General features: G+C 72.5%; 23 protein-coding genes. 11 read left to right on the top strand and 12 right to left on the bottom strand.

Annotated features, from left to right (window positions below):
* Positions 1–64 precede the first annotated feature (64 nt).
* Complete coding sequence (locus tag AB0C25_RS20230) at positions 65–793, top strand: D-Ala-D-Ala carboxypeptidase family metallohydrolase (protein WP_357375243.1); 729 nt, start codon at positions 65–67, stop codon at positions 791–793.
* 61 nt (positions 794–854) lie between these two features.
* Here the strand turns inward: AB0C25_RS20230 and thrS are convergent, their stop codons facing one another.
* Positions 855–2,864 (bottom strand): threonine--tRNA ligase, encoded by a 2,010-nt coding sequence (gene thrS / locus AB0C25_RS20225; RefSeq protein WP_357375241.1) that lies wholly within the window; start codon positions 2,862–2,864, stop codon positions 855–857.
* A gap of 189 nt (positions 2,865–3,053) precedes the next feature.
* Here thrS and AB0C25_RS20220 point away from each other — a divergent pair, with 189 nt between their 5' ends.
* The gene (locus AB0C25_RS20220) at positions 3,054–4,175 is read left to right on the top strand and encodes a DUF1775 domain-containing protein (protein ID WP_357375239.1); all 1,122 of its coding nucleotides are present in this window, start codon (positions 3,054–3,056) and stop codon (positions 4,173–4,175) included.
* 611 nt (positions 4,176–4,786) lie between these two features.
* Here the strand turns inward: AB0C25_RS20220 and AB0C25_RS20215 are convergent.
* A complete protein-coding gene (locus AB0C25_RS20215; protein ID WP_357375237.1) occupies positions 4,787–5,707 on the bottom strand; it encodes an ADP-ribosylglycohydrolase family protein in 921 nt (306 codons plus the stop codon).
* A 73-nt stretch (positions 5,708–5,780) separates the two neighbouring features.
* Between AB0C25_RS20215 and AB0C25_RS20210 the strand changes: the two genes are divergently transcribed.
* On the top strand, positions 5,781–6,470 hold the full coding sequence (locus tag AB0C25_RS20210) for a response regulator transcription factor (RefSeq protein ID WP_030489108.1): 690 nt from the start codon (positions 5,781–5,783) through the stop codon (positions 6,468–6,470).
* A 29-nt stretch (positions 6,471–6,499) separates the two neighbouring features.
* Positions 6,500–7,903 carry a HAMP domain-containing sensor histidine kinase gene (locus AB0C25_RS20205; RefSeq protein WP_357375235.1) on the top strand — a complete coding sequence of 468 codons (1,404 nt, stop codon included), beginning with the start codon at positions 6,500–6,502 and terminating at the stop codon, positions 7,901–7,903.
* Between the two features lie 223 nt (positions 7,904–8,126).
* Here AB0C25_RS20205 and AB0C25_RS20200 read toward each other — a convergent pair whose 3' ends face one another.
* Together AB0C25_RS20200 and AB0C25_RS20195 are read right to left on the bottom strand one after the other, a co-directional pair.
* On the bottom strand, positions 8,127–9,149 hold the full coding sequence (locus AB0C25_RS20200) for an adenosine deaminase (protein ID WP_357375233.1): 1,023 nt from the start codon (positions 9,147–9,149) through the stop codon (positions 8,127–8,129).
* Positions 9,146–9,940 (bottom strand): trans-aconitate 2-methyltransferase, encoded by a 795-nt coding sequence (locus AB0C25_RS20195; protein ID WP_357375231.1) that lies wholly within the window; start codon positions 9,938–9,940, stop codon positions 9,146–9,148. Before AB0C25_RS20195 ends, AB0C25_RS20200 begins: the two co-directional genes overlap by 4 nt.
* 82 nt (positions 9,941–10,022) lie before the next feature.
* On the opposite strand from AB0C25_RS20195, the gene AB0C25_RS20190 reads away from it, so the two are divergent.
* Both AB0C25_RS20190 and AB0C25_RS20185 read left to right on the top strand, forming a co-directional pair.
* Positions 10,023–11,006 (top strand): aldo/keto reductase, encoded by a 984-nt coding sequence (locus AB0C25_RS20190; RefSeq protein ID WP_357375229.1) that lies wholly within the window; start codon positions 10,023–10,025, stop codon positions 11,004–11,006.
* An 85-nt stretch (positions 11,007–11,091) separates the two neighbouring features.
* A complete protein-coding gene (locus AB0C25_RS20185; RefSeq protein ID WP_357375226.1) occupies positions 11,092–11,286 on the top strand; it encodes a hypothetical protein in 195 nt (64 codons plus the stop codon).
* A 125-nt stretch (positions 11,287–11,411) separates the two neighbouring features.
* On the opposite strand, the gene AB0C25_RS20180 is transcribed toward AB0C25_RS20185, so the two are convergent.
* The 7 genes from AB0C25_RS20180 to AB0C25_RS20150 form a co-directional block, all read right to left on the bottom strand.
* Positions 11,412–11,615 (bottom strand): cold-shock protein, encoded by a 204-nt coding sequence (locus tag AB0C25_RS20180; protein WP_030338233.1) that lies wholly within the window; start codon positions 11,613–11,615, stop codon positions 11,412–11,414.
* Positions 11,616–11,902: 287 nt separating this feature from the next.
* Positions 11,903–12,175 carry a DUF4235 domain-containing protein gene (locus tag AB0C25_RS20175; protein ID WP_357202603.1) on the bottom strand — a complete coding sequence of 91 codons (273 nt, stop codon included), beginning with the start codon at positions 12,173–12,175 and terminating at the stop codon, positions 11,903–11,905.
* The gene (locus AB0C25_RS20170; RefSeq protein ID WP_357375224.1) at positions 12,172–12,546 is read right to left on the bottom strand and encodes a DUF3618 domain-containing protein; all 375 of its coding nucleotides are present in this window, start codon (positions 12,544–12,546) and stop codon (positions 12,172–12,174) included. Before AB0C25_RS20170 ends, AB0C25_RS20175 begins: the two co-directional genes overlap by 4 nt.
* Positions 12,543–12,977 carry a phage holin family protein gene (locus tag AB0C25_RS20165; protein WP_357375222.1) on the bottom strand — a complete coding sequence of 145 codons (435 nt, stop codon included), beginning with the start codon at positions 12,975–12,977 and terminating at the stop codon, positions 12,543–12,545. The genes AB0C25_RS20170 and AB0C25_RS20165 overlap by 4 nt, the downstream gene beginning before the upstream one ends.
* Positions 12,978–13,158: 181 nt before the next feature.
* Entirely contained in the window at positions 13,159–14,346 is a 1,188-nt protein-coding gene (locus AB0C25_RS20160) for a mechanosensitive ion channel family protein (protein WP_357375220.1), read from the bottom strand.
* A gap of 83 nt (positions 14,347–14,429) precedes the next feature.
* On the bottom strand, positions 14,430–15,251 hold the full coding sequence (locus AB0C25_RS20155; protein WP_357375218.1) for a DUF1206 domain-containing protein: 822 nt from the start codon (positions 15,249–15,251) through the stop codon (positions 14,430–14,432).
* Positions 15,252–15,309: 58 nt separating this feature from the next.
* Entirely contained in the window at positions 15,310–15,654 is a 345-nt protein-coding gene (locus AB0C25_RS20150) for a hypothetical protein (RefSeq protein WP_357375560.1), read from the bottom strand.
* 116 nt (positions 15,655–15,770) lie between these two features.
* On the opposite strand from AB0C25_RS20150, the gene AB0C25_RS20145 reads away from it, so the two are divergent.
* Together AB0C25_RS20145 and AB0C25_RS20140 are read left to right on the top strand one after the other, a co-directional pair.
* Positions 15,771–16,997, top strand: a complete 1,227-nt coding sequence (locus AB0C25_RS20145; protein WP_357375216.1) for a cysteine desulfurase-like protein — start codon at positions 15,771–15,773, stop codon at positions 16,995–16,997.
* A complete protein-coding gene (locus AB0C25_RS20140; protein ID WP_357375214.1) occupies positions 16,994–17,281 on the top strand; it encodes a GNAT family N-acetyltransferase in 288 nt (95 codons plus the stop codon). Before AB0C25_RS20145 ends, AB0C25_RS20140 begins: the two co-directional genes overlap by 4 nt.
* 14 nt (positions 17,282–17,295) lie before the next feature.
* Here the strand turns inward: AB0C25_RS20140 and AB0C25_RS20135 are convergent, their stop codons facing one another.
* Complete coding sequence (locus AB0C25_RS20135; RefSeq protein ID WP_357375212.1) at positions 17,296–18,786, bottom strand: glycoside hydrolase family 3 N-terminal domain-containing protein; 1,491 nt, start codon at positions 18,784–18,786, stop codon at positions 17,296–17,298.
* 215 nt (positions 18,787–19,001) lie between these two features.
* Here AB0C25_RS20135 and AB0C25_RS20130 point away from each other — a divergent pair, with 215 nt between their 5' ends.
* The 3 genes from AB0C25_RS20130 to AB0C25_RS20120 all read left to right on the top strand — a co-directional run bounded on the left by AB0C25_RS20130 (position 19,002) and on the right by AB0C25_RS20120 (position 21,882).
* Positions 19,002–19,127: a hypothetical protein gene (locus tag AB0C25_RS20130; protein ID WP_357375210.1), complete on the top strand. Its 126-nt coding sequence runs from the start codon at positions 19,002–19,004 to the stop codon at positions 19,125–19,127.
* 97 nt (positions 19,128–19,224) lie between these two features.
* Entirely contained in the window at positions 19,225–20,175 is a 951-nt protein-coding gene (locus AB0C25_RS20125; protein WP_357375208.1) for a TIGR03557 family F420-dependent LLM class oxidoreductase, read from the top strand.
* 75 nt (positions 20,176–20,250) lie between these two features.
* The gene (locus AB0C25_RS20120) at positions 20,251–21,882 is read left to right on the top strand and encodes a RecQ family ATP-dependent DNA helicase (protein WP_357375206.1); all 1,632 of its coding nucleotides are present in this window, start codon (positions 20,251–20,253) and stop codon (positions 21,880–21,882) included.
* The last annotated feature ends 45 nt before the right edge of the window (positions 21,883–21,927 follow it).

Here is a 21,927-nt window from a genome sequence, read left to right as displayed (position 1 = left end):
TCAATGCCAAGACCTGAAGATTCCATGCATCCAGACTCGTACATGCATCGATGGAGGGTCACCCATGATCCGACGGCTCGGCCGGCTCCTCGCGGCACTCGCCCTGACCGCCGCCACCACAGTGGCCGGCATCACCCTCACCGCTGGCGCCGCACAGGCGGACGGCTGCTACACCTGGGGTCGCACCCTGTCCCAGGGGGCGTCCGGCGACGACGTCCGGCAACTCCAGATCCGGGTCGCCGGCTACCCCGGCTACGGTGCGGTGCTCACCATCGACGGCGCGTTCGGCCCGGCCACCCGGTCGGCGGTGATCCGCTTCCAGCAGGCGTACGGGCTGCCCGCGGACGGCATCGCCGGCCCGCAGACGTTCAACCGGCTCTACGCCCTGCAGGACGACGACTGCACACCCGCCAACTTCAGCTATCCCGAGCTGAACAGGTGCAACAGCGACTGGTCCGGCGGTGCGGTCGCGGCGAGCACCGCGCGATCCAACGCGCTCGTCTCGATGTGGAAGCTCCAAGCCCTGCGGCACGCCCTCGGCGACGTGGCCATCTCGATCAGCAGCAGCTTCCGCAGCTACGCCTGCAACAGCGCGGTCGGCGGGGCGTCCAACAGCCGGCACCTGTACGGGGACGCGGTGGACCTGGTCGGGTCACCGTCGCTCTGCCGGCTGGCCCAGCAGGCCCGCTACCACGGCTTCGGGCAGATCCTCGGCCCCGGCTACCCGGACCACAACGACCACACCCACGTGGCGGCCGTCGGCGGCTGGTCCGCACCGACCTGCGGCATCTGACCCCCAGCACGGCCCCCAGTCGCGGTTGCCGGGCGCGGCCCTCGGGCCGCGCCCGGTTCCGTTACTCCGCGGCGGCGGACGGGCCGATGTTCGTCCGCGAGCTGACCACGTCCAGGATGTGGGTCACCGCCTCGGCGACCGGCACCCCGTTGCGCTGGGAGCCGTCGCGGTAGCGGAAGGAGACCGTGCCGGCGGCCACGTCGTCGTCACCGGCGATCACCATGAACGGGATCTTCTGCTGCTGCGCCGTACGGATCTTCTTCTGCATCCGGTCGTCGCCCGCGTCCACCTGCGCCCGGATGCCCTCGGCGCGCAGCGCCGCGACGAAGCCGTGCAGGTAGTCGGTGTGGTCCTCGCGGATCGGGATGCCGACCACCTGCACCGGGGCCAGCCAGGCCGGGAACGCGCCCGCGTAGTGTTCGGTGAGCACCCCGAAGAACCGCTCGATCGACCCGAACAGCGCCCGGTGGATCATCACGGGCCGCTGGCGGGTGCCGTCGGCGGCCTGGTACTCCAACCCGAACCGCTCCGGCTGGTTGAAGTCGACCTGGATGGTGGACATCTGCCACGTCCGGCCGATCGCGTCGCGCGCCTGCACGGAGATCTTCGGCCCGTAGAACGCCGCGCCGCCCGGGTCGGGCACCAGGTCCAGGCCGGAGGTGGCGGCGGCGGTCCGCAGCGCCTCGGTCGCCTCCGCCCAGTCCTCCTCGGCGCCGATGAACTTGGGCGAGTCGTCCCGGGTCGACAACTCCAGGTAGAAGTCGTCCAGGCCGTAGTCGCGCAGCAGGTCCAGCACGAAGCTGAGCAGCGCGGACAGCTCCCCGGCCATCTGCTCACGGGTGCAGTAGATGTGCGAGTCGTCCTGGGTCAGACCACGGACCCGGGTGAGGCCGTGCACGACGCCGGACTTCTCGTACCGGTAGACAGTGCCGAACTCGAACATCCGCAGCGGCAGCTCCCGGTACGACCGCCCGCGCGACCTGAAGATCAGGTTGTGCATCGGGCAGTTCATCGCCTTGAGGTAGTAGTCCGCGCCCTCCAGTTGCATGGGCGGGAACATGGTGTCCGCGTAGTACGGCAGGTGACCGGAGGTCTGGAACAGCTGCGCCTTGGTGATGTGCGGGGTGTTGACGAACTCGTACCCCGCCGCCTCGTGCCGCTGACGCGAGTAGTGCTCCATCTCCCGGCGGATGATGCCGCCCTTGGGGTGGAAGACCGCCAGGCCGGAGCCGATCTCGTCGGGGAAGCTGAACAGGTCGAGGTCCGCGCCGAGCTTGCGGTGGTCGCGCCGGGCGGCCTCCTCCAACAGCTTCAGGTACGCCTTGAGCTCGTCGCGGGTCGGCCACGCGGTGCCGTACACCCGCTGTAGTTGGGGGTTCTTCTCCGACCCCCGCCAGTACGCGGCGGCCGAGCGCATCAGTTTGAACGCGCCGATCAGTCGGGTGGTCGGCAGGTGCGGGCCCCGGCACAGGTCCGACCAGCAGACCTTGTCCTCCTTGGCGTCGAGGTTGTCGTAGATGGTCAGCTCGCCGCCGCCCACCTCCATCACCTCGTCGGTGTCCAGGCCCTCGCCCTTGACCTCGATCAGCTCCAGCTTGAACGGCTCGTCGGCCAGCTCGGAGCGCGCCTCGTCCAGGCTGCCGAAGCGGCGGCGACGGAACCGCTGCCCGGACTTGATGATCTCCTGCATGCGCTTCTCGAGCTTGCTGAGATCATCGGGCTGGAACGGCTTGTCGACGTCGAAGTCGTAGTAGAAGCCGTTCTCGATGGGCGGGCCGATGCCCAGCTTGGCCTCGGGGAAGATGTCCTGCACGGCCTGGGCGAGCACGTGCGCGGTGGAGTGGCGCAGCACGTTGAGCCCGTCGGGCGAGTCCAGGCTGACCGGCTCGACGACGGTCTCCTCGGCCGGCGACCAGTCCAGGTCGCGGAGCTGACCCTGCGGGTCGCGGACCACGACGATCGCCTTGGGGCCGTTCGCGGGCAGTCCGGCCGCGGCCACCGCGTCGGCCGCCGTGGTCCCGGCGGCGACGACGACAGGGTCGGCCACGGCGGGGGTACGGGGTGCGGACACGGTGACTCCTCCAAGTGGTACGAAACGGTGCCGATCCTCGGCTCCTGCCGATGCTATCGGTCGCCCCGCCCCCGACCGGGAACGGCACCTTCCTTACCGCCGGCGTTGAACCTTTCGCGCCCCGGAGCCGAACTAGAAGGTGTGGCCGGAAACCGGTGCCGGTCGCGTCGACAGGGATGGGGACACGAGATGGCGAGCACGCACGGTGGTGGACGTCGGCGGCGGATCGCGGCGGTGACCGCGGTGACCGCCGCCGGGCTGCTGCTCTGGCCCGGCGCGGCACACGCGGTGGACGTGACGACCACTCCGAGCGAGGCCCGACAGGGCGACGCCGTACGCCTGGAGTTCACCGTCCCCGAGGAGCGGGCCGGCACGAAGACCAACCAGATCGAGGTCCGGTTGCCGGCCGACGCGCCGATCGCCGAGGTCTACCCGATGTCGGTGAACGGTTGGGCGCCCCGGATCAGCTCCCGCACCCTGGACAAGCCGGTGGCCGGCATCCACTCCTCCGGAGTGAGCACGGTGACCACGGCGGTGACCTGGGTCCGGCTGGGCGAGAGCGAGCCCGGCCCGGCCCGGCTGGCGCTGTCCATGGGGCCGATGCCGCAGGCGGAGCGGCTCACCTTCGAGGTCGTCCAGACGTACGCCGACGGCACGGTGGTCCGGTGGGCGGACGCCGCCGGCCCGCACCGGGCGCCGGCGCTCACTCTGCTGCCGGCGGCGCCCGGCGCGGCGGGTCCGGCCGCACACGGCGGGCACGGCGGTCCAGCGGCCGGCGGTCCAGCAGCGGGCGGTCCAGCGGCCGGCGGTCCAGCGGCCGGCGGTCCAGCGGCCGCGGACAACGGTGTGGATGCCGCGCCGCCGGCCCGGTCGGGCGGTGCCGACCAGGGCAGCGCCGACGGGATGCTGGCCGCCGGTCTGCTGGCCGGGCTGGGTGGCGGCGCGGCGATCGGTTGGCTGGTCAGCCGGTGGCGCCGACGCGACCCGGACGAGGCCACGGCGCTCGCCGAGGTGACCGGCCACCCGGACGAGGCCGAGAAGCCCGACGAGGCCGCGACCCTGGCCGAGATCACCGGCCGCGCGAACGACACCGCCGCGCCTGCCAAGATCACCGGCCGCGCGAACGAGACCGCCGCGCCCACCGAGGTCACCGGCCGCGCGGACGAGACCGCGACCTCGGCCGAGATCACCGGCCGCGCGAACGAGACCGCCGCGCCCACCGAGGTCACCGGCCTCGCGGACGACACCGCCGCGCCCGTCGATCCCCAGCCCACCGACCTCCAGGCCGCTGTGCCCGCAGCGTCGCGGTGATCCACTCGGGTTCCAGGAAACCGCGGCATCCAGACCGCACGGACAGCCCGATTTGGCGGTGATCCACTCGGCTTTCCGGAAACCGCGGCATCCACGCCGCGCGGACCCACCGAGTTGCAGGAAGCCGAGTTGATCGTGGGCAGGCCAGCCCACGCCGACGCAGGCCAACCCACAGGCACACGCAAGGCAGCACGCAGACGCAGGGCAGCCCGCAGGCGCAGGCCGCCCACGCAGACGCAGGCCAACCCACAAGCGCAGGCCGCCCACCCAGACGCAGGCCAGCCCACAAGCGCAGGCCGCCCATCTAGACGCAGGCCAACCCACGGGCGCAGGCCGCCCACCCAGACGCAGGCCAACCCGCAGGCGCAGGACGCCCATCCAGACGCAGGCCAACCCGCAGGCGCAGGACGCCCACGCAGGCGCGGGCGCGGGCCAGCCCACGGGCGCAGGCCGCCCACCCAGACGCAGGCCAACCCACAAGCGCAGGCCGCCCACGCAGACGCGGGCGCGGGCCAGCCCACGGGCGCAGGCCGCCCACCCAGACGCAGGGCAGCCCACAGGCGCAGGCCGCCCACGCAGGCCAGCCCGCAAGCGCAGGGCAACGCCGGTGGTCAGGGGAGCCAGGCAGGTAGCGGCTCGCGGGCGGCCAGCCACGACTCCGGCACCCCGCCCGGGGTGCCGACACCCGTGTACGCGGCCACGATCGCTCCGACGATGGCGGCCGTGGTGTCCATGTCACCGCCGGCCCGGACACACGTCCGGATCGCCGTCGGATAGTCGTCGAGGTGGGTCGCGGCGACCCAGAGGGTGAATCCGACGGTGTCCTGCGCGGTCACCCGGGAGCCGTTGCCGAGTGCCGCCACCACCCGGTCCGCCGGTCGGCCGAGCAGCCCAGCCGCCCGGCTCACGCTCCGGTGCACCTCGGTGCCCGGGTCCAGCGCGGCGGCGATCCCGGCGAGCAGACGGTCCGGGGCCGGCCGGTGCCCGTCGAGGCGGCCCCGGGCGGCCAGCGCGGCGGCCACGGCCACCGCGACGGCGCCGGCGATGCCCTCGGGGTGCGCGTGGGTCACCTCGGCCGAGGCGCGGGCCTGCGCCGCGGCACGCGCGGTGGAGTCGGCGAAGTACGCGCCGAGCGGACCGACCCGCATCGCCGCGCCGTTGCCGCACGAGCCCTGGCCGTCGAAGGCGGACGCGGCGGCCAGCGGCCAGGGGGTGCCGGTGCGGATCAGCTCCAGGATCGCCATCGCGCCAGCCCCATAGCCCCGGAGTGGAGCACACCGCTGGGCGAAGGCCAGGGCCAGCCGGTCGCGGTCGACACCACCGGAGTGGTCCAGCTCGGCGAGGACCGAGCAGGCCATCTCGGTGTCGTCGGTCCACTCCCAGGGGGCCGGCGGCAGCGCGTCCGCGGTGAAGTCCGAGGGCGCTGCCCCCGGCACGAAGTACTGCGCGCCGAGCGCGTCGCCGGTCGAGAGACCGGCGAGACTGTCCCGGGCGAGCGCCAGACGGGCATCGACGAACAGGGTGAACGACATCGTCGTACCAGCTTGCCCGCTCGGCAGGCACGTCGCAATGCGATCAACTTGCCAGGCCAAGTACGGTCTTGTCGTGGCCTCCGTGCTCCTGGTCGAAGACGATCACGTCGTACGCGGCGCGATGCTGCGGTCCCTCACCGACCGGGGGCACGCCGTGCACGCCGTGGGCACGGCGCTGGATGCTCTGCGTCGGGTCGCCGCGGAGACACCCGACCTGGTGGTGCTCGACCTCGGCCTGCCCGATCTGGACGGCTCGGACGCGCTGCGGATGCTGCGCGGCATCACCGACGTCCCGATCATCATCGCGACCGCCCGGGACGACGAGCAGTCGGTGGTCAAACTGCTGCGTGCCGGCGCCGACGACTACATGGTCAAGCCGTTCACCGGGGCGCACCTGGACGCGCGGATCACCACCGTGCTGCGGCGGGCCGGACGGGCCAGCCGGACGGTGCAGCCCGCGGTGCACAGCGTCGGCGGGCTGCGGGTGGACGTGGGCGAGCGCAGCGCCCAGCTCGACGGGGAGCCGCTGGCGCTGACCCGCAAGGAATTCGACCTGTTGGCGTATCTCGCCGCACGACCTGGGCGGGTAGTGTCCCGCCGGGAACTCTTGGAGGAGGTATGGCGGCAGCCATCGGTCGGCGAGGATCAGACCATCGACGTTCACCTGTACTGGCTCCGCAGAAAGATGGGCGAGTCCGCGGCGAAGCCGCGCTACCTGCGCACCGTGCGGGGGGTCGGATTCCGGCTGGTGGCACCGGACTGAGGACGGCGCTGGCCCTGCTCACGGCCGGCATGTGCAGTCTCGTCGCGCTCGCGTTCCTGATCCCACTCGGGCTCAGCCTGCGCGAGCAGAGCCGGGACGAGGCGATCGCCGACGCGGCCCGACGCAGCGCGTTGGTCACCGGCGCGCTGGCGGTGAGCACCGACCCGGCGGTCGTCGAGCGGGCCGTGGTGGCGAGCGCCGAGGGCGCGCCGACCCGGCCCGTGGTGCACGGTCTGGGTCTGGACGAGTCAGCCGGTCGAGCCACCGGTGGCGACCTGGACCGGGCCCGGGCCGACCGACGGTCGCGGGTCGTCGACGTGGACGGGGGCGTGATCCGGCTCGACCCGGTCGTTCTCGGTGACCGCACGGCCGTGGTCGAGGTGTTCCTGCCGGACTCGACGCTGGGCGAGGGTGCCGGTGGCACCTGGCTGCTGCTGTTCGCGGTCGGCGCGGCGATGGCCGGCGCGGCGGTGCTGGTGGTCGACCGGGTCGCCGCCCGCGCGGTGGACTCGACCCGAGGTCTGGTCCGGGCCGCGCTGTCCATCGGCGACGGCGACCTGGGCGTACGCGTCGAGCCGACCGGTCCGCGCGAGTTGGCCGAGGCCGGGTACGCCTTCAACCGGATGGCCGACCGGCTGGACGCGGCCCGCACCGACGAGCGGGAGCTGGTGGCCGATCTGTCGCATCGTCTGCGTACCCCGTTGACCGTGCTGCGCCTGGACGCGGAGGCGTTGGAGTCCGACGACACGAGCGTGGGGTCGTTCAGCCCGGCGGAGCTGGACCGACTGCGCGGCATCCGGCGGATCCGGCAGGCGATCGTCACCCTGGAGGGTGAGATCGACGTGCTGATCAAGACGACCCGCAAGTCGGTGGCGCACGAGGCCGGGCCGGCGATGTGTGACGTCAGCGAGGTGGTCCGGGACCGGATGGTGTTCTGGGCGGCCCTCGCTGGCGACCAGAACCGGCCACACCGGGTGAACGGCGCGCAACTGCGCATCCCCGCGCCGGTGCCACGGGCCGAGTTGGCCGCCGCGCTGGACGCGGTGATCGGCAACGTCTTCCGGTACACCCCGCAGGGCACGGCGTTCGAGGTGGCCGTGTCCCGGCGCGACGGTTACGTGGCGATCCGGATCGACGACGCCGGCCCCGGCATCGCCAACCCGGACCGGGCGCTGCGGCGGGGCACCAGCGACCAGGGCTCGACCGGGCTGGGCCTGGACATCGCCAAGCGGGTGGCGTTGCAGGCCAACGGGTCGGTGAGCATCGACCGGGCCCGGCTGGGCGGGGCCAGCGTGGTGATGCTCCTCGCCGATCCGGAGGCGACGCCGCGGCAGGTCAGCCGCTTCGGTCTGGTCGGACGGATGGCCCGCGACGCCCGGGACACCAAGGGTGCGGGACGACGCTGGCCGCGTCAGCGTCCCACCGACGACTGACCGGGTTGTGGGCCGTCGCAAGTCTTCCTTAGATCGCGGTTAACGACCGGGCTGGACTGCCCGCGAGCTGACAGGATCAGAACACGAACCCACCAGTTTCACCGGTCGTAGCGCGCCTCCGTGCACCCACGACCGGTGAAGCCGCGCGCGCGGCGGGAGTCACAGGTCCCCCCACACCCACGCTCCCGCCGCGCGCCCCGCTCCTCCCGACCCGCCCCCTCGCTCAGCCGGCGGCGGTCAGGTACGCGTCGATCTCGGCCGTGATCCGCTGCTTGCCGTCGGGGTCGAGGAAGGACGCGGTCACCGCGTTGCGGGCCAGCCCGGCCAGACCGTCGGGGCCGACCCCGAGCAGGCGGGCCGCCACCGCGTACTCGTCGTTGAGGGTGGTGCCGAACATCGGCGGGTCGTCGGAGTTGATGGTGACCAGCAGCCCCGCCTCGACCAGCTTTGGCAGTGGGTGCTCGTCGAGGGTCGCCACCGCGCGGGTCCGGACGTTCGACGTCGGGCAGATCTCCATGCCGATCTGCCGCTCGGCCAGGTACGCGAGCAGCTCCGGGTCCTGCGCGGCGGAGATGCCGTGCCCGATCCGCTCGGCGCCCAGCTCGTGCAGCGCGTCCCAGACGGTCTGCGGCCCGGTGGTCTCCCCCGCGTGCGGCACCGAACGCAGCCCGGCGGCGCGGGCCTGGTCGAAGTAGGGCCGGAACTGCGGCCGGGGTACGCCGATCTCCGGGCCACCCAGACCGAAGCTGACCAGCCCGTCCGGGCGCTCCTGAAGCGCGATGCGTAGCGTCTCCTCGGCCGCGGGCAGGCCCGCCTCGCCGGGGATGTCGAAGCACCAGCGCAGCTCGATGCCGAAGTCGGCCGTCGCGCGCTTGCGAGCGTCCTCGATCGCCTCGCAGAACGCCGGCGCGGGGATGCCCCGACGCACGTGCGAGTACGGGGTGATCGTCAGTTCCGCATAGCGGACCTGTTGGCGGGCCAGCTCCCGGGCCACCTCGTGGGTGAGGATCCAGACGTCCTCCGGGTCCCGGATGAGGTCCACGACGCTCAGGTAGACCTCGATGAAGTGCGCGAAGTCGCGGAACTCGAAGTAGTCGGCGAGCGCCTCCGGGTCGGCCGGCACGGGGGTGCGTCCCTCGTGGCGGGCGGCCAGCTCGGCGACGATCCGGGGCGAGGCGGAGCCGACGTGGTGCACGTGCAGCTCCACCTTGGGCAGGCCGGCGATGAAGGCGGACGGGTCGGTCACGGACTCTCCTCTGCACGGTCGCCGGTACGGGCGACGACGAAGACGCGGCGGAACGGGAAGTACACCTGACCCTGCCGGACCGGGTAGGCGGCGGCGAGGCGTACCCCCAGCTCGGCCCGGAAGGCCGACCAGCCGGCGGCGTCCAGCGCGGCCCGGACCGGACGCAGCGCGGTGCCTTCCATCCAGGCCAGCACCGGGTGGTCGGCGGCGGGCCGGGCGGGCAGCAGGTGCACGTAGGTAGTCTCCCAGGCGTCCACCGCGCACCCGGCGGCGGTCAGCAGCGCCGCATAGTCGGCCGGGTCGTCGACCGGGTCGGCGCGCAGCAGTGGGGCGACCTCCGCCCGCCAGGCCGGCCCGTCGGCGACCTGGCGCAACGCCCGGTGGGAGGCGGCGGCGAAGTTGCCGGGGACCTGCATGGCGAGCCACGCGCCGACGGGCAGCTCGGCGGCCCAGCGACGCAGCAGCTCCTGGTGGCCGGGCACCCACTGGAGCGCGGCGTTGCTGACCACCACGTCCTCGTCGCCGGTGGGCCGCCACTCACGCAGGTCGGCGACGGCGAAGTCGACGGGGGCGCCGAGGGCGGCGGCTCGGTCGATCATCTCGGGCGAGGAGTCCAGGCCGCGTACCCGGCTCGCCGGCCAGCGTTCGGCGAGGGTGGCGGTGAGCTGGCCGGGGCCGCAGCCGAGGTCGACGATCGTCCGGGGCCGGTCGGCGGGGATCCGCGCGACCAGGTCGTGGAACGGCCGGGATCGCTCGTCGCCGTAGCGCAGGTAGGTCGTCGGGTCCCACATCACTGCCTCCCAAACCGTACGTCCGTCTTGTTAGCGTACGGCTCCCGTGGCAGGCCGGCAACCCGATCACTAGGCTCGGGGCATGGAACAGCGCAGCTTCAACCGGCTCGGCCGGACCGTCGGGGCGGTCGGCCTGGGCGCCTGGCAACTCGGCGCAGACTGGGGCACCGTCAGCGAGGCCGACGCGATGGCGGTGCTCGCCGCCGCCGTGGACGACGGGGTCACCTTCCTCGACACCGCCGACGTGTACGGCGACGGCCGCAGCGAACAGCTGATCGGTCGCTTCCTGCGCACCCGACCCGACGCCGGGCTGACCGTCGCCACCAAGATGGGCCGTCGCGTCGAGCAGCGGCCGGAGGCGTACACCCTGGACAACTTCCGGCAGTGGACCGACCGGTCCCGGACCAACCTGGGCGTGGACACCCTGGACCTGGTCCAGTTGCACTGCCCACCCACCGCCGTCTTCTCCACCGACGAGGTCTTCGACGGCCTGGACACCCTCGTCGCCGAGAAGGCCATCGCCGGGTACGGCGTCAGCGTCGAGACCTGCGACCAGGCGCTCACCGCGATCGCCCGGCCGGGGGTGGCGAGCGTGCAGATCATCCTCAACGCGGTCCGCCACAAGCCCCTGGAGCGTGTCCTTCCGGCGGCCGCCGCGGCCGGGGTGGGCATCATCGCCCGGGTGCCGCTGGCCAGCGGCCTGCTCTCCGGCCGCTACGACGAGCACACCGAGTTCCCCGCCGACGACCACCGCAACTACAACCGGCACGGCGCGGCCTTCGACGTCGGGGAGACGTTCTCCGGGGTCGACTACGAGCGTGGCCTGGCCGCCGTACGCCGGCTGGCGCCGCTCGTCGACGCGGACCGCACGATGGCGCAGTTCGCCCTGCGCTGGGTGCTGGACCAGCCGGGCGTCACCGTCGTCATCCCCGGCGCCCGCGACGCGGAGCAGGCCCGGCGCAACGCCCAGACGGCGGCCCTGTCGCCGCTCACCGACGGTCAACTGGCCGCCGTACGCGAGATCTACGACGAGCTGATCCGCCCGCAGGTGCACGACCGCTGGTGACTGGGGCACCCGAGCTCGCGCCGCGTCGTCCGAGCGGCGATGCTGGAGGACGGCGTGCCGCTCCGGGCGGCGGAGAGGGGATGCGATGAGGGGTTGGCTTTCGCTCACCCTCGGCCTGTTGGCCGTGGTGATCGGTGCGGTGTGGACGGTGCAGGGCCTCGGCTACGTCAGCGGCAGCGTCATGACCGACGAGAGGATCTGGGCGGTGATCGGCCCGCTGGTGGCGTTGGCCGGGCTGGTGGTGCTCTGGCTCGGCCTGCGCTCACGCCGCCGGAACTGACCCGCCGGTCCACACTGGCGGCCGGCCGCAGCAAGGACGAAGCCCCGTATCCCGGACGGGATACGGGGCTTCGCAAACGACCCGGACCGGATCGTCCCCTGGCCGGCCGGAGCCGACCAGCTCACTCAGATGGGACGGACCTGCTCGGCCTGCGGGCCCTTCTGACCCTGTGCAATCTCGAACTCCACCCGCTGGTTCTCCTCCAGCGAGCGGTAGCCGCTGGTCTGGATGGCCGAGAAGTGGACGAACACGTCAGCACCCCCACCATCGACGGTGATGAAGCCGAAGCCCTTGTCAGCGTTGAACCACTTCACGGTTCCTTGAGCCATGTGTATCTCCTTCTAAAAACTGGTGGCCGTGCACGCCGTGCGGCCAATTGGCCGTTTTCGAGCAGCGGCGTCTGAGGCGGCCCCACGAAGGAACTTCTCTCAACCCACGCCATCTCGCAACAGCGTGGACCAGCAAATCACGGAGGCAAAAAGTCTGTCACGACCTCTCCGACGAATTTCTCCGACATGTGACCTGACGGATGCCTCAGTTGCGCTGGGCGGCGTCCGAAGCCATGCGAAAGCCCCCTTCCCATCGATGCGGGAAGAGGGCTGACGTCGCCGGGTGGTCAGTCCGGCCAGCTGCCGGTCATCCGGCGGACGCCGACCGCGCCGCCCCGGTCCACAGCGGCCCGGACGACCGCGAAGATGGCCCCCTGCAACGCCGCGGCGGCCAGGATCTCGCCCCAGCCGCGATCCTCGTCGGTGGCGTTGGGCGCCTCACCGTCGCCCGCGGTTACCTTCCAGACCTGCCGGAAGATCGCCCCGGCCACCGTGCCCGCGGCGATACCCAACAGCACGCCGACCGGCCGGTACGCGACCCTGCCGATTTTCTTGCTCACCGACGCCTCCCCCGAACGATCATCAACACCACCACGGTGGCCACCGCACCCGCGGCGACGACCGCCCACGGCATCGGGTTGCGGCGTACCAACTCGCCCTTGTCGTGCGCCTGCGCGCGCACCAACCCGCCCTTCTCGTAGGCCTGTGCCCGCGCCATCCCGGCGCCCCGCACGGCCTGCCCGCGAACCCGGGCGACGGTCTGCGCCGCCTGCTCGCGCATCCGCTCCTTCGCCTGCTCGGCGGACTCCTTGAGGCGGGCCTTGACGTCGGCCTTGGCGGCCAACGCCTCCATCGTCTCGCCCAACTCGACCCGGGTACGACGGATCTCCTCGCGGAGGGCCTCCGTGTCGCCGGTCCCGTTGCCCGTCACTGCCGCCCCCTGTCCTTCACCGCGGCGGTGACGGTGTCCACGTCGGCCCGGAGGCTGCGGACCGTGGCCGCCGGCATCGGCGGAACGGCCCGACTGACCTGCTTCTTGCCCACCAGGGCGAGAATGCCGGCCACCAGGAAGCAGGCCACCGCCACGATCAGCGCGGCGGCCCAGGCGGGCAGCACCAGGTCGAGCAGCAGGATCGCCGTGGCGACAAACGCGCCCAGGCCGAAGAACGCCAGCGCGCCACCGCCGCCGAACAGGCCGATCCCGATGCCCGCGTGTTTGCCCTTCTGGGTCAACTCCGCCCGGGCCAGCGTCAGTTCGTCCCGTACCAGACGGGAGATCTGCTCGGTGGCCCGCTGCACCAACTCGGCGGTGGAGGGCTCGCTCCCGTTGTGGGATGTGCGGGCGTTCGCCACGTCAGCCATGCTGTCCTCCTTTCCCTATCACCGCGCTGTATGCCCGGAGTTGCCGCCCGTCAATCCTAAAACGCGACGAGCGCCCCACCGTTCCCGTTGTCCGGACGCCGCGCCGAAGAGTCGGCTCAGCCGATCACGCCAGAGACGTCCGGCAGCACATCCCCCGCCCAAGCCCGACCAAACCTCGCGGTCAGGTGCGGGCTTCCTCGGGACCCACGAAGGCCTCGCTGCGGGCGTCGCCGTCGTCGCTGCCGCCGAAGACGCGCGCGTCGTCGGGCGCCTCGGTGTCGGCCGGGCGGCGGGCCGGGCGCCTCGGCTGCACCCACTGCCAGGGCAGGTTGCTGTTGGCGTCGCCCAGCTCGGTGCGTACGCGGGGCATGGCCGTCGGGCGGTTGTCCCGGATCCAGCCGACCAGGTGCTCCCGGACGAGGCAGCGCAGGTCCCACAGGCTGCCGGCGTCGGCGGCGCTGACCAGAGCCCGCACCCGGACCATCCCGCCGGTGGCGTCGGTGACCTGCAGGACGCAGACCCGCCCGTCCCACAGGTCGGTGCCCTCGACCAGCCGGCGCAGCTCCTCGCGCATGGTCTGCACCGGCACCGCCCAGTCCACGTCGAACTCGGCGGTGCCGAGCACCGCCGCCTCGGTGCGGGTCCAGTTCTGGAAGGGCTTGCTGGTGAAGTACGAGGTGGGCAGGATCAACCGGCGGTCGTCCCAGATCTGCACCACGACGTAGCTGAGGGTCAGCTCCTCGATCCGACCCCACTCCCCCTCGACGACGACCACGTCGTCGAGCCGGACGGCGTCGCTGAAGGCGAGTTGGAGGCCGGCGAAGACGTTGCCGAGCAGGCTCTGCGCGGCGAGCGCGGCCACCACACCGACCACCCCGGCGGAGGTCAGCACACCGGCGCCGATGCCCCGCACGCTGGGGAAGGTCATCAGCATCACGCCGACGGTCAGGATGACGATCACCGCGATGGTCAGCCGGCGCAGCATCACCACCTGGGTCCGGACCCGCCGGGCGTGCCGATTGTCCGGCACGTCGACCCGGAACCGGGCCAGCGCGGTGTCCTCCACGACGACCAGCAGGGAGGCGACCAGCCACGCCGTGGTGGCGATGACGGCGAGGATGAGCAGGTGCAGCAGCAGCCGCCGCCAGCTCTCGCCAACCGCGTATCCGGTGCTGAAACGGACGGCGAACTGCACGGCGACGACCACGCCGGCGACCTGGAACGGGCGGTGCGAGTGATCGGTCAACTCGGTCAACAGCAGTGACCGGCGGCCGAACCGCCGGGTGAGTCGGTGGACGATCTCCACCAGGAACAGGGCGACCGCCGCCGCGACGAGCGCGGCGACGGCCGTTTCGAGATAGTTCTGCACGGCTTGGATGCTTCCCTTCGACCAGGCGTCGGGCACTCCGGGCAAAAGCCCAAGAGTGCCCGACGACCCGGATATCGACCAGCTCAGACCTTGCGGTACCGGGACTGGAGGAAGCAGTAGACACCGAAGGCGGCGATGCCCAGGGCGACCAGGGTCAGCAGGAACGTGCCGTACGACTGCTCACGCAGCAGGTGCAGCGCGGCGTCAAGACCACGGGCCTTCTCCGGGTCGTAGTTCACCGCGGCCACGATGACCAGCAGACCGGCGATGCCGTACGCGACGCCCTTGGCGATGTAGCCGGCCATGCCCAGCCGGCGGGCCAGCATACGGGTCTTGGCGCTCATCTCGCCGGTCTTCAGGTGCTTCTCGAACCGCTTGACCGCCCCGTAGATCACCAGGCCGACACCGATCGCGGCGAGCACGAGCCCGGCCAGACCGACCAGCCAGCGGCCGCCGCTGGAGGTCATCAACTTGCCGGTCAACGCCTCCTGCTGGTCGGCGCTGTTCGAGCCGACATCCTTGAAGACCTTGAAGGCGGTCCAGGCGAAGTAGAGGTAGACGATGGTCCGGCCGGCCGAGGCGAGTCGCTCGGTGACGCGTTCCTTGCCGCGCTCGGCGCGGTGCCCGACCGCCGCCTCCAGCGCCTGCCAGATCGCCATGGCGAGCAGGCCGACCGCGGTGGCGATCACCAGGAACTTGCCCAGGGGCTGTTCGGAGAGGGTACGCAGCGCGCCGGACTGGTCGCCGTCGTCGGACGACGTGCCGAACGCGATCTGCAACGCCAACCAGGCGAAGAGGAGGTGGACGATGCCGTAGCCGATGAAGCCGGCCCGGGCGAGGAGTTCCAGCCACCGGCTGTCCGCCGTACGGGAGGCGGTGGCTTCGGCGCTACGGGTGAGTGACATGGCGTCACAATCTCCGATTTCGAAGATTCCCAAACGTCGGCCACCGCCACCCGCCAGGTCAGCTACCCGGGTTGCGCGATACGCGAATCTTGACCTGCTGGTCGGTCACGCTGTCCAGGGTGACCGCGAAACCGCCGGCCTCGGCGGCCTGCTGGCCGGTGGTGAGCGTGAGCTGCTCACCGGCGACCTCGACGGTCACCTGGTCGCCCTCGGCGCCGACCAGTTTGGCCTCGATGCCGAAGATGGTGGCGCTCGCGTCGACGCCCCGCTCGAAGGTGACCGTGCAGGCGTCCAGCCCGCAGTCGGTGGAGGCGCCCTGGGAGCTGCACCCGGCGAGCACGGCGAGGCCGAGCGCCAGACCGGCGAAGAGACCGGCGGCGCGACGGACGGGGGGAATGGGCATGGTGGCGGGTCGGTTCGTCACCTCGCCAAGAGTACGAGACAGCCGCGACGCCCCGCCCATCGGTGATCCACCCGCCGGCCGAGGGGGCAGCGGGAGCACGGGCTAGGGTCCGGGACATGCCGTTCGACATCGCCCGTACCCGGGCCGCGTACCCGGCCCTGACCGAGGGCTTCGTCCACTTCGACGGTGCCGGGGGCACCCAGACCGCGATCGGTGTGATCGACGCGGTCACCGACGCCATGCGGACGGCGGTCGGCAACCGCAGCGCCGCCAACGTGGCGGGTCGCCGGTCGTTGGAGCTGGTGGCCGAGGCCCGCTCGGCGGTGGCCGACCTGCTCGGCGCCGACCCGGCCGGGGTGGTGCTCGGCCCGAGTGCCACCGCGCTGACGTACACCCTGGCCCGCACGCTCGGCGCGACGTGGCGCCCCGGTGACGAGGTGGTGGTCTCCCGGCTCGACCACGACGCGAACGTCCGCCCGTGGGTGCAGGCGGCCGAGGCGGCCGGCGCGACCGTGCGCTGGGCCGAGGTCGACCGGCACACCGGCGAGCTGCCCGCCGCCCAGTACGCCGACCTGGTCGGCGAGCGGACCCGGCTGGTCGCGGTGACCGCCGGCAGCAACGCCATCGGCACCGTGCCGGACGTGCCGGCGATCGCCAAGATCGCGCACGCGGTCGGCGCGCTGGTCTGCGTCGACGGGGTGCACTCGGTTCCGCACGGGCCGACCGACCTGGCCTCGCTCGGCGCCGACGTGCTGGTCACCAGCGCGTACAAGTGGTCCGGTCCGCACCTGGCGGCGATGGTGGCCGACCCGGCCCGGTGGGCGGCGCTGCGCCCGGCGAAGCTGGTGCCTTCCTCCGACGCGGTGCCGGACCGGTTCGAGTACGGCACCCCCAGCTTCCCGCTGCTGGCCGGCGTGACCGCCGCGGTGGACCACCTGGCGGGGCTGGACCCGGACGCGGTCGGCGACCGGCGGGCGCGGCTGCGCGCCGGGCTGGCCGCCGCCCAGGCGCACGAGGAGGCGCTGCTGGACCGGCTGCTGGCCGGGCTGGCACAGCGCCCGGCGATCACCGTCTACGGCTCGCCGGCCCGGCGCTGCCCGACGGTGTCGTTCCGCGTCGCCGGGGTGTCACCGGCGGCCACCCAGGAGGCGCTGGGCGCGGCCGGGTTCTGCCTCTCCGTCGGCGACTACTACGCCTACGAGTACTTCCAGCTGATGGGCCTGCGCGACAGCGGCGGCGCGGTGCGGGCCAGCATCTACCACTACAACACCGCCAACGAGGTGGACCTGTTGCTCGGCGAACTGGACGCGGTGGCCGCGGGTGCGGGGAGAATGGCCGGATGAGCACCCTGGTCGAGGACAACCCGGCGAAGCACCGCTTCGAGATCCTGGTCGACGACGCGATGGCCGGCTTCACCGCGTACCTGATGCGCGGGGAGGTCCTGGTCTTCACGCACACCGAGGTGGACCGGGGCTTCCAGGGCAGGGGCGTGGGCGGCGCGTTGATCCGGGGCACCCTGGACCAGGTCCGCGCCCGGGGTGGCACGGTGGTGCCGCAGTGCCCGTTCATGGCCGCGTTCATCGACAAGCACCCCGAGTACGCCGACCTGGTCGCCGACCTGCCGTAGGCGGGGCGGTCGGCTCAGCGGGCTCCGGTCAACACCTCGGCGGCGGCCCGGCCACTGGCCCGGGTGGCACCGTGGGTGGCCAGGTGCACCGCCCCGGTGACCACCTCGGGTACGCCCAGCTCGACCACGACCGCGTCCGGCCGGGCGGCGAGGGCGCGTTGCACGGCGGCGCGCATCCAGTCGTGCCGGTGCAGATCGCGGACCACCAGGACCAGCGGCCGGGCGCCCGCCCCGGCAGCAGGGTCGGCCGGCACGTCGGGTTCGGCGTAGCGGACCGTGCTCGTGCCGGGCAGCAGCTCGCCCAGCGGTGCGCCGATGCCCCACGGGGTTTCCGCGCCGATGGCGATGTTGCGCAGCGGCTCGAACTCGACGACGTGCGCCGCGCGGGTCAACGGCAGCGCGTCCGGCGCGGTCCCGGTGGCGGTGATCCGGACGGCCCGACGGGCGGCGACGAGCCCGACGTCGGCGGTGTCGCGTGCTCCGGCCAGGCCGGTGGTGCGGGCGGCCATCGTCCAGGCGGCGAGTTGACCGACGCGCTTGGCTGCCTCGGCGAGGCGTTCCTCGGGCAGCTCACCGGAGACGACAGCGGCCACGATGGCGTCGCGCAGTTCGCGGGCCGCCTGCTCGTCGGACCGTTCGCCGCCGACGCAGATCGCGTCGGCCCCGGCGGCGAGGGCGCGGACCGTCGCCCCGGCGAAGCCGTACCGGTCGGCGACCGCACGCATCTCCACCGCGTCGGTCACCACCACGCCGGAGAAGCCCATCTCGTCGCGGAGCAACCCGCCCAGGATGCGCTGACTCAGGGTGGCCGGCAGCCGCGGGTCGAGCGCGGGCACCAGCAGATGGCCGGTCATGACCGCCTGCACCCCGGCCGCGACGGCGGCCCGGAACGGGACCAGCTCGCAGGTGTCCAGCCGGTCCCGGTCGGCGGTGATCCGGGGCAGGTCGTGGTGGGAGTCGACGCGGGTGTCGCCGTGCCCGGGGAAGTGCTTGGCGCAGGCCGCCACTCCGCCGGCCTGGAGCCCGCGAACCCAGGCGGCGGTGTGCCGCGCGACCAACGCCGGGTCGGCGCCGAACGAGCGGACGCCGATCACCGGGTTCGCCGGGTTGGAGTTGACGTCGGCGTCCGGGGCGTAGTTGAGGGTGACCCCCGCCGCGGCCAGCTCGACGCCGAGGTCCCGGGCGACCGCCTCGGTCAACTCGGGGTCGTCGACCACCCCGAGGGCGAAGTTGCCGGGCCGGGAGCTGCCGTGGACCGACTCGAGTCGGGTGACGTCGCCGGCCTCCTCGTCGATCGCCACGATGACGTCCGGACGCTCGGCGCGCAGCGTCGCGGTGAGCGTCGCCACCTGCTCGGGGTCGACGACGTTGCGGGCGAAGAGCACCACCGAGCCGAGGCCCTCGCCGAGCCAGCGGCACACCCAGGGTGGCGGGGTGGTGCCCACGAACCCGGGCTGGAGGACGGCGGCGGCGAGGGCCGGGAGGTGCCCGGTGGGAGTGGTCACGCCACCCCCTCCTGGCGCTCGGCGTCGATCACCGGCGTCGGTACGCCCCCGTCGGCCCACTGGTTGCGCTCGCTCATGCGGCCCCGTACCCCATCTCTCGCGCGCCCTCGGCGCACCGCCACCGGCAGGCGGTCCTGACATGGTCACACTGAGCGATTCAATAGTCAATAAACCTTACAGTTGCCCGGCGGGCCTCTCCCGGGGAGAGTGCGGGGATGGACCCCGCCCCGCTGGCCGACGCGACGAGCCCGGCCGACATCCCCGGCGTACGCCTGCTCGGCCTGGTGGTCGGCGCCCTGCTGCTGCTCGCCGCGATCCGGGCGATGTTCGGCCGGCGCTGAGCGCCCCGCACCACGCCCGGCCCGGCGCGTCGGGTGTGGCCGACCACGACCGGGGTACGGCTTCCCCATCAGCAGGTACGCGCCGAAGGGGAGAGCCATGAAGATCGGATATTTCCTGTCCAGTGAGGAGTTCACGCCAGCCGAGCTGCTGGAGCAGGCGCGCGGTGCCGAACGGGCCGGCTTCGAGGCGCTGTGGATCTCCGACCACTACCACCCCTGGGTGGACGCGCAGGGCCAGAGCCCGTTCGTCTGGTCGATGATCGGCGCGCTCAGCCAGGTCTGTTCCCTGCCGGTGACCACCGCCGTGACCTGCCCGACGGTACGGATCCACCCGGCCGTGATCGCCCAGGCGGCGGCGACCAGCGCGGTGCTGCACGGCGGGCGTTTCGTGCTCGGCGTCGGCACCGGCGAGGCACTCAACGAGCACATCTTCGGCGACGCCTGGCCGCAGGCCGACGTCCGGCTGGAGATGCTGGAGGAGGCCGTCGAGGTACTGCGCAAGCTGTGGGACGGCGGCTTCGTCAACCACCGCGGCACGCACTACACCGTGGAGAACGCCCGGATCTACACGCTGCCCGACACCCCACCGTCGATCTACGTCTCCGGCTTCGGACCGAAGGCCATCGACCTCGCCGCCCGGATCGGCGACGGCTACGTGAGCACCATGCCCGACGGCGACATGGTCCGGCGCTTCCGCGAGAACGGCGGCGGCGACAAGCCGTGCCAGGCCGGCTTCAAGGCGGCGTACGCCGACAGCGAGGACGAGGGCGTCCGCATCGCGTACGAGCGCTGGCCCAACGCCGGGGTGCCCGGCGAACTGTCCCAGGTGCTGCCCTCACCGCGACACTTCGAGCAGGCCGCCGAACTGGTCAAGCCGGAGATGGTCAAGGAGGCGTTCGTCTGCGGCAACAGCGTCGACGCGCACCTGGAGATGATCGACAAGTACGCCAAGGCCGGCTTCGACGAGGTCTACGTCGCCAACACCGGCCCGCACTACCAGGGCCTTTTCGACCTCTACCAGCGCGAGGTGCTGCCCCGGCTGCGCTGAGCCCGGGATCAGACGAGCCCATGATCGTCCGGGATGCGTTTCGGCGGTCATGGGCTCGGGTACCTCCGGCCCTCGATGAAACTGTCCACGCACTCGATGACGTTGCGCCGCGCGGCCCGCAGCCTTTTCGGCTGGAAGGCGCTGCGGCCCAACCAACTGGCCGCCATGCGCGCGGTCATGAAGCGACGCGACGCCCTGGTGGTGTTGCCCACCGGCGCCGGCAAGTCGGCCATCTACCAGATCCCGGCCAGCCTGATTCCCGGCCCCACCGTGGTGATCTCCCCGCTGCTGGCCCTCCAGCAGGACCAGATCGCCTCGCTCAACGAGCGGCAACGTCCGGAGCTGCGGGCGGTGCGGATCAGCTCGAACGAGTCGCCCAGCCAACAGGCCCAGGCGATCACCGAGGTCCGTGAGGGCCGGGCGGAGTTCCTGTTCATCACGCCGGAGCAGCTGAGCAACCCGGACCGGATGGCGGAGGTCGCCGCGCTGAAACCGGCGCTGGTGGCGATCGACGAGGCGCACTGCATCTCGGCCTGGGGGCACGACTTCCGGCCCGACTACCTGGCGCTCGGGCACCTGATCGATGGCATCGGCCGGCCGCCGGTGGTCGCGCTGACCGCCACCGCGTCCCCGCCGGTACGCGACGACATCATCGCCCGGCTGCGGCTGCGCGACCCGGAGGTGGTGGTCTCCGGGCTGGACCGGCCCAACCTGTTCATCGAGGTGGCGCACTGCCCCGCCGAGGACTACCGGTGGCGGCGCCTGATGACGCTGCTGCGCGACGAGGGGCGGCCGGGAATCATCTACGTGCCGACCCGCCGCGCCGCCGAGGAGCTGGCCACCCGGTTGACCGACGCCGACTTCCCGGCGCAGTTCTACCACGGTGGGATGCCGGCCGGCGCGCGCGCCGAGCTGCACGAGGCGTTCCTCGCCGACCAGGTCCCCATCATGGTGGCGACCTCGGCGTTCGGCATGGGCATCGACAAGCCGAACATCGCCTGGGTGGTGCACATGGCACTGCCCGACTCGCCGGACAGCTACTTCCAGGAGATCGGCCGGGCCGGCCGCGACGGGCAGCCGGCCCGGGTGCTGCTGCTCTGGCGGGCCGAGGACGTCGGCCTGCAACGCTTCTTCAGTGGCGGCCTGCCGGACGCGGACGAGCTGCGGGACCTGGCCGCGCTGCTGCGGCGCAAGCCGGCCACCAAGACCGAGCTGCGCGAGACCACCGGCCTCGGGCCGCGCAAGCTGGGCCAGTACCTCTCCCTGCTGGAGCAGATCGGCGCTGCCGAGCCGCGGGCCCGGCAGCGCATCGGCGCTCCGCGTTACTCCCCCGCCGCGACCGAGGCCGCCGCGGCGGCGGTGGCCGAGGCGGAGCGCCAGCAGACGGTGACCCGGTCCCGCACCGACATGATGCGGGCCTTCGCCGAGACCAACGCGTGTCGGATGCAGACCCTGCTCGCCTACTTCGGTGAGCAGATGACCGAGGTCTGCGGGCACTGCGACAACTGCCACGCCGGCACCAGCGTCGCCGACCAGGGCGCGGTCGGGCCGTTCCCGGTGCACAGCCACGTGCGTCACCCGGAGTGGGGAGGCGGCATGGTGCTCTCCTACGAGGAGGACAAGATGACGGTTCTCTTCGACGAGGTCGGTTACAAGACGTTGTCGGTGCGCGTGGTGTCCGAACAGGGCCTGCTGACCCTGGACTAGCCTGACCCGGGCGCCGCCGCGCGCCCGGTGGATCCACCAGACAGA

It is taken from the genome of Micromonospora sp. NPDC048839, assembly GCF_040649915.1.
Lineage (GTDB): Bacteria > Actinomycetota > Actinomycetes > Mycobacteriales > Micromonosporaceae > Micromonospora.
Note: the sequence above shows the minus strand (reverse complement) of the source record. Positions and strands in the feature narration are given on the sequence as shown.

Excerpts from the sequence above, each read along its gene's own strand:
- AB0C25_RS20165 (WP_357375222.1), bottom strand. The coding sequence starts at position 12,977 with ATGGCTGACGTGGCGAACGCCCGCACATCCCACAACGGGAGCGAGCCC.
- AB0C25_RS20195 (WP_357375231.1), bottom strand. The coding sequence starts at position 9,940 with ATGTGGGACCCGACGACCTACCTGCGCTACGGCGACGAGCGATCCCGG.
- AB0C25_RS20145 (WP_357375216.1), top strand. The coding sequence starts at position 15,771 with ATGCCGTTCGACATCGCCCGTACCCGGGCCGCGTACCCGGCCCTGACC.
- AB0C25_RS20130 (WP_357375210.1), top strand. The coding sequence starts at position 19,002 with ATGGACCCCGCCCCGCTGGCCGACGCGACGAGCCCGGCCGACATCCCC.
- AB0C25_RS20155 (WP_357375218.1), bottom strand. The coding sequence starts at position 15,251 with ATGTCACTCACCCGTAGCGCCGAAGCCACCGCCTCCCGTACGGCGGAC.
- AB0C25_RS20215 (WP_357375237.1), bottom strand. The coding sequence starts at position 5,707 with ATGTCGTTCACCCTGTTCGTCGATGCCCGTCTGGCGCTCGCCCGGGAC.
- AB0C25_RS20120 (WP_357375206.1), top strand. The coding sequence starts at position 20,251 with ATGAAACTGTCCACGCACTCGATGACGTTGCGCCGCGCGGCCCGCAGC.
- AB0C25_RS20230 (WP_357375243.1), top strand. The coding sequence starts at position 65 with ATGATCCGACGGCTCGGCCGGCTCCTCGCGGCACTCGCCCTGACCGCC.
- AB0C25_RS20140 (WP_357375214.1), top strand. The coding sequence starts at position 16,994 with ATGAGCACCCTGGTCGAGGACAACCCGGCGAAGCACCGCTTCGAGATC.
- AB0C25_RS20180 (WP_030338233.1), bottom strand. The coding sequence starts at position 11,615 with ATGGCTCAAGGAACCGTGAAGTGGTTCAACGCTGACAAGGGCTTCGGC.
- AB0C25_RS20125 (WP_357375208.1), top strand. The coding sequence starts at position 19,225 with ATGAAGATCGGATATTTCCTGTCCAGTGAGGAGTTCACGCCAGCCGAG.
- AB0C25_RS20185 (WP_357375226.1), top strand. The coding sequence starts at position 11,092 with ATGAGGGGTTGGCTTTCGCTCACCCTCGGCCTGTTGGCCGTGGTGATC.
- AB0C25_RS20220 (WP_357375239.1), top strand. The coding sequence starts at position 3,054 with ATGGCGAGCACGCACGGTGGTGGACGTCGGCGGCGGATCGCGGCGGTG.
- AB0C25_RS20205 (WP_357375235.1), top strand. The coding sequence starts at position 6,500 with ATGTGCAGTCTCGTCGCGCTCGCGTTCCTGATCCCACTCGGGCTCAGC.
- AB0C25_RS20150 (WP_357375560.1), bottom strand. The coding sequence starts at position 15,654 with ATGCCCATTCCCCCCGTCCGTCGCGCCGCCGGTCTCTTCGCCGGTCTG.
- AB0C25_RS20190 (WP_357375229.1), top strand. The coding sequence starts at position 10,023 with ATGGAACAGCGCAGCTTCAACCGGCTCGGCCGGACCGTCGGGGCGGTC.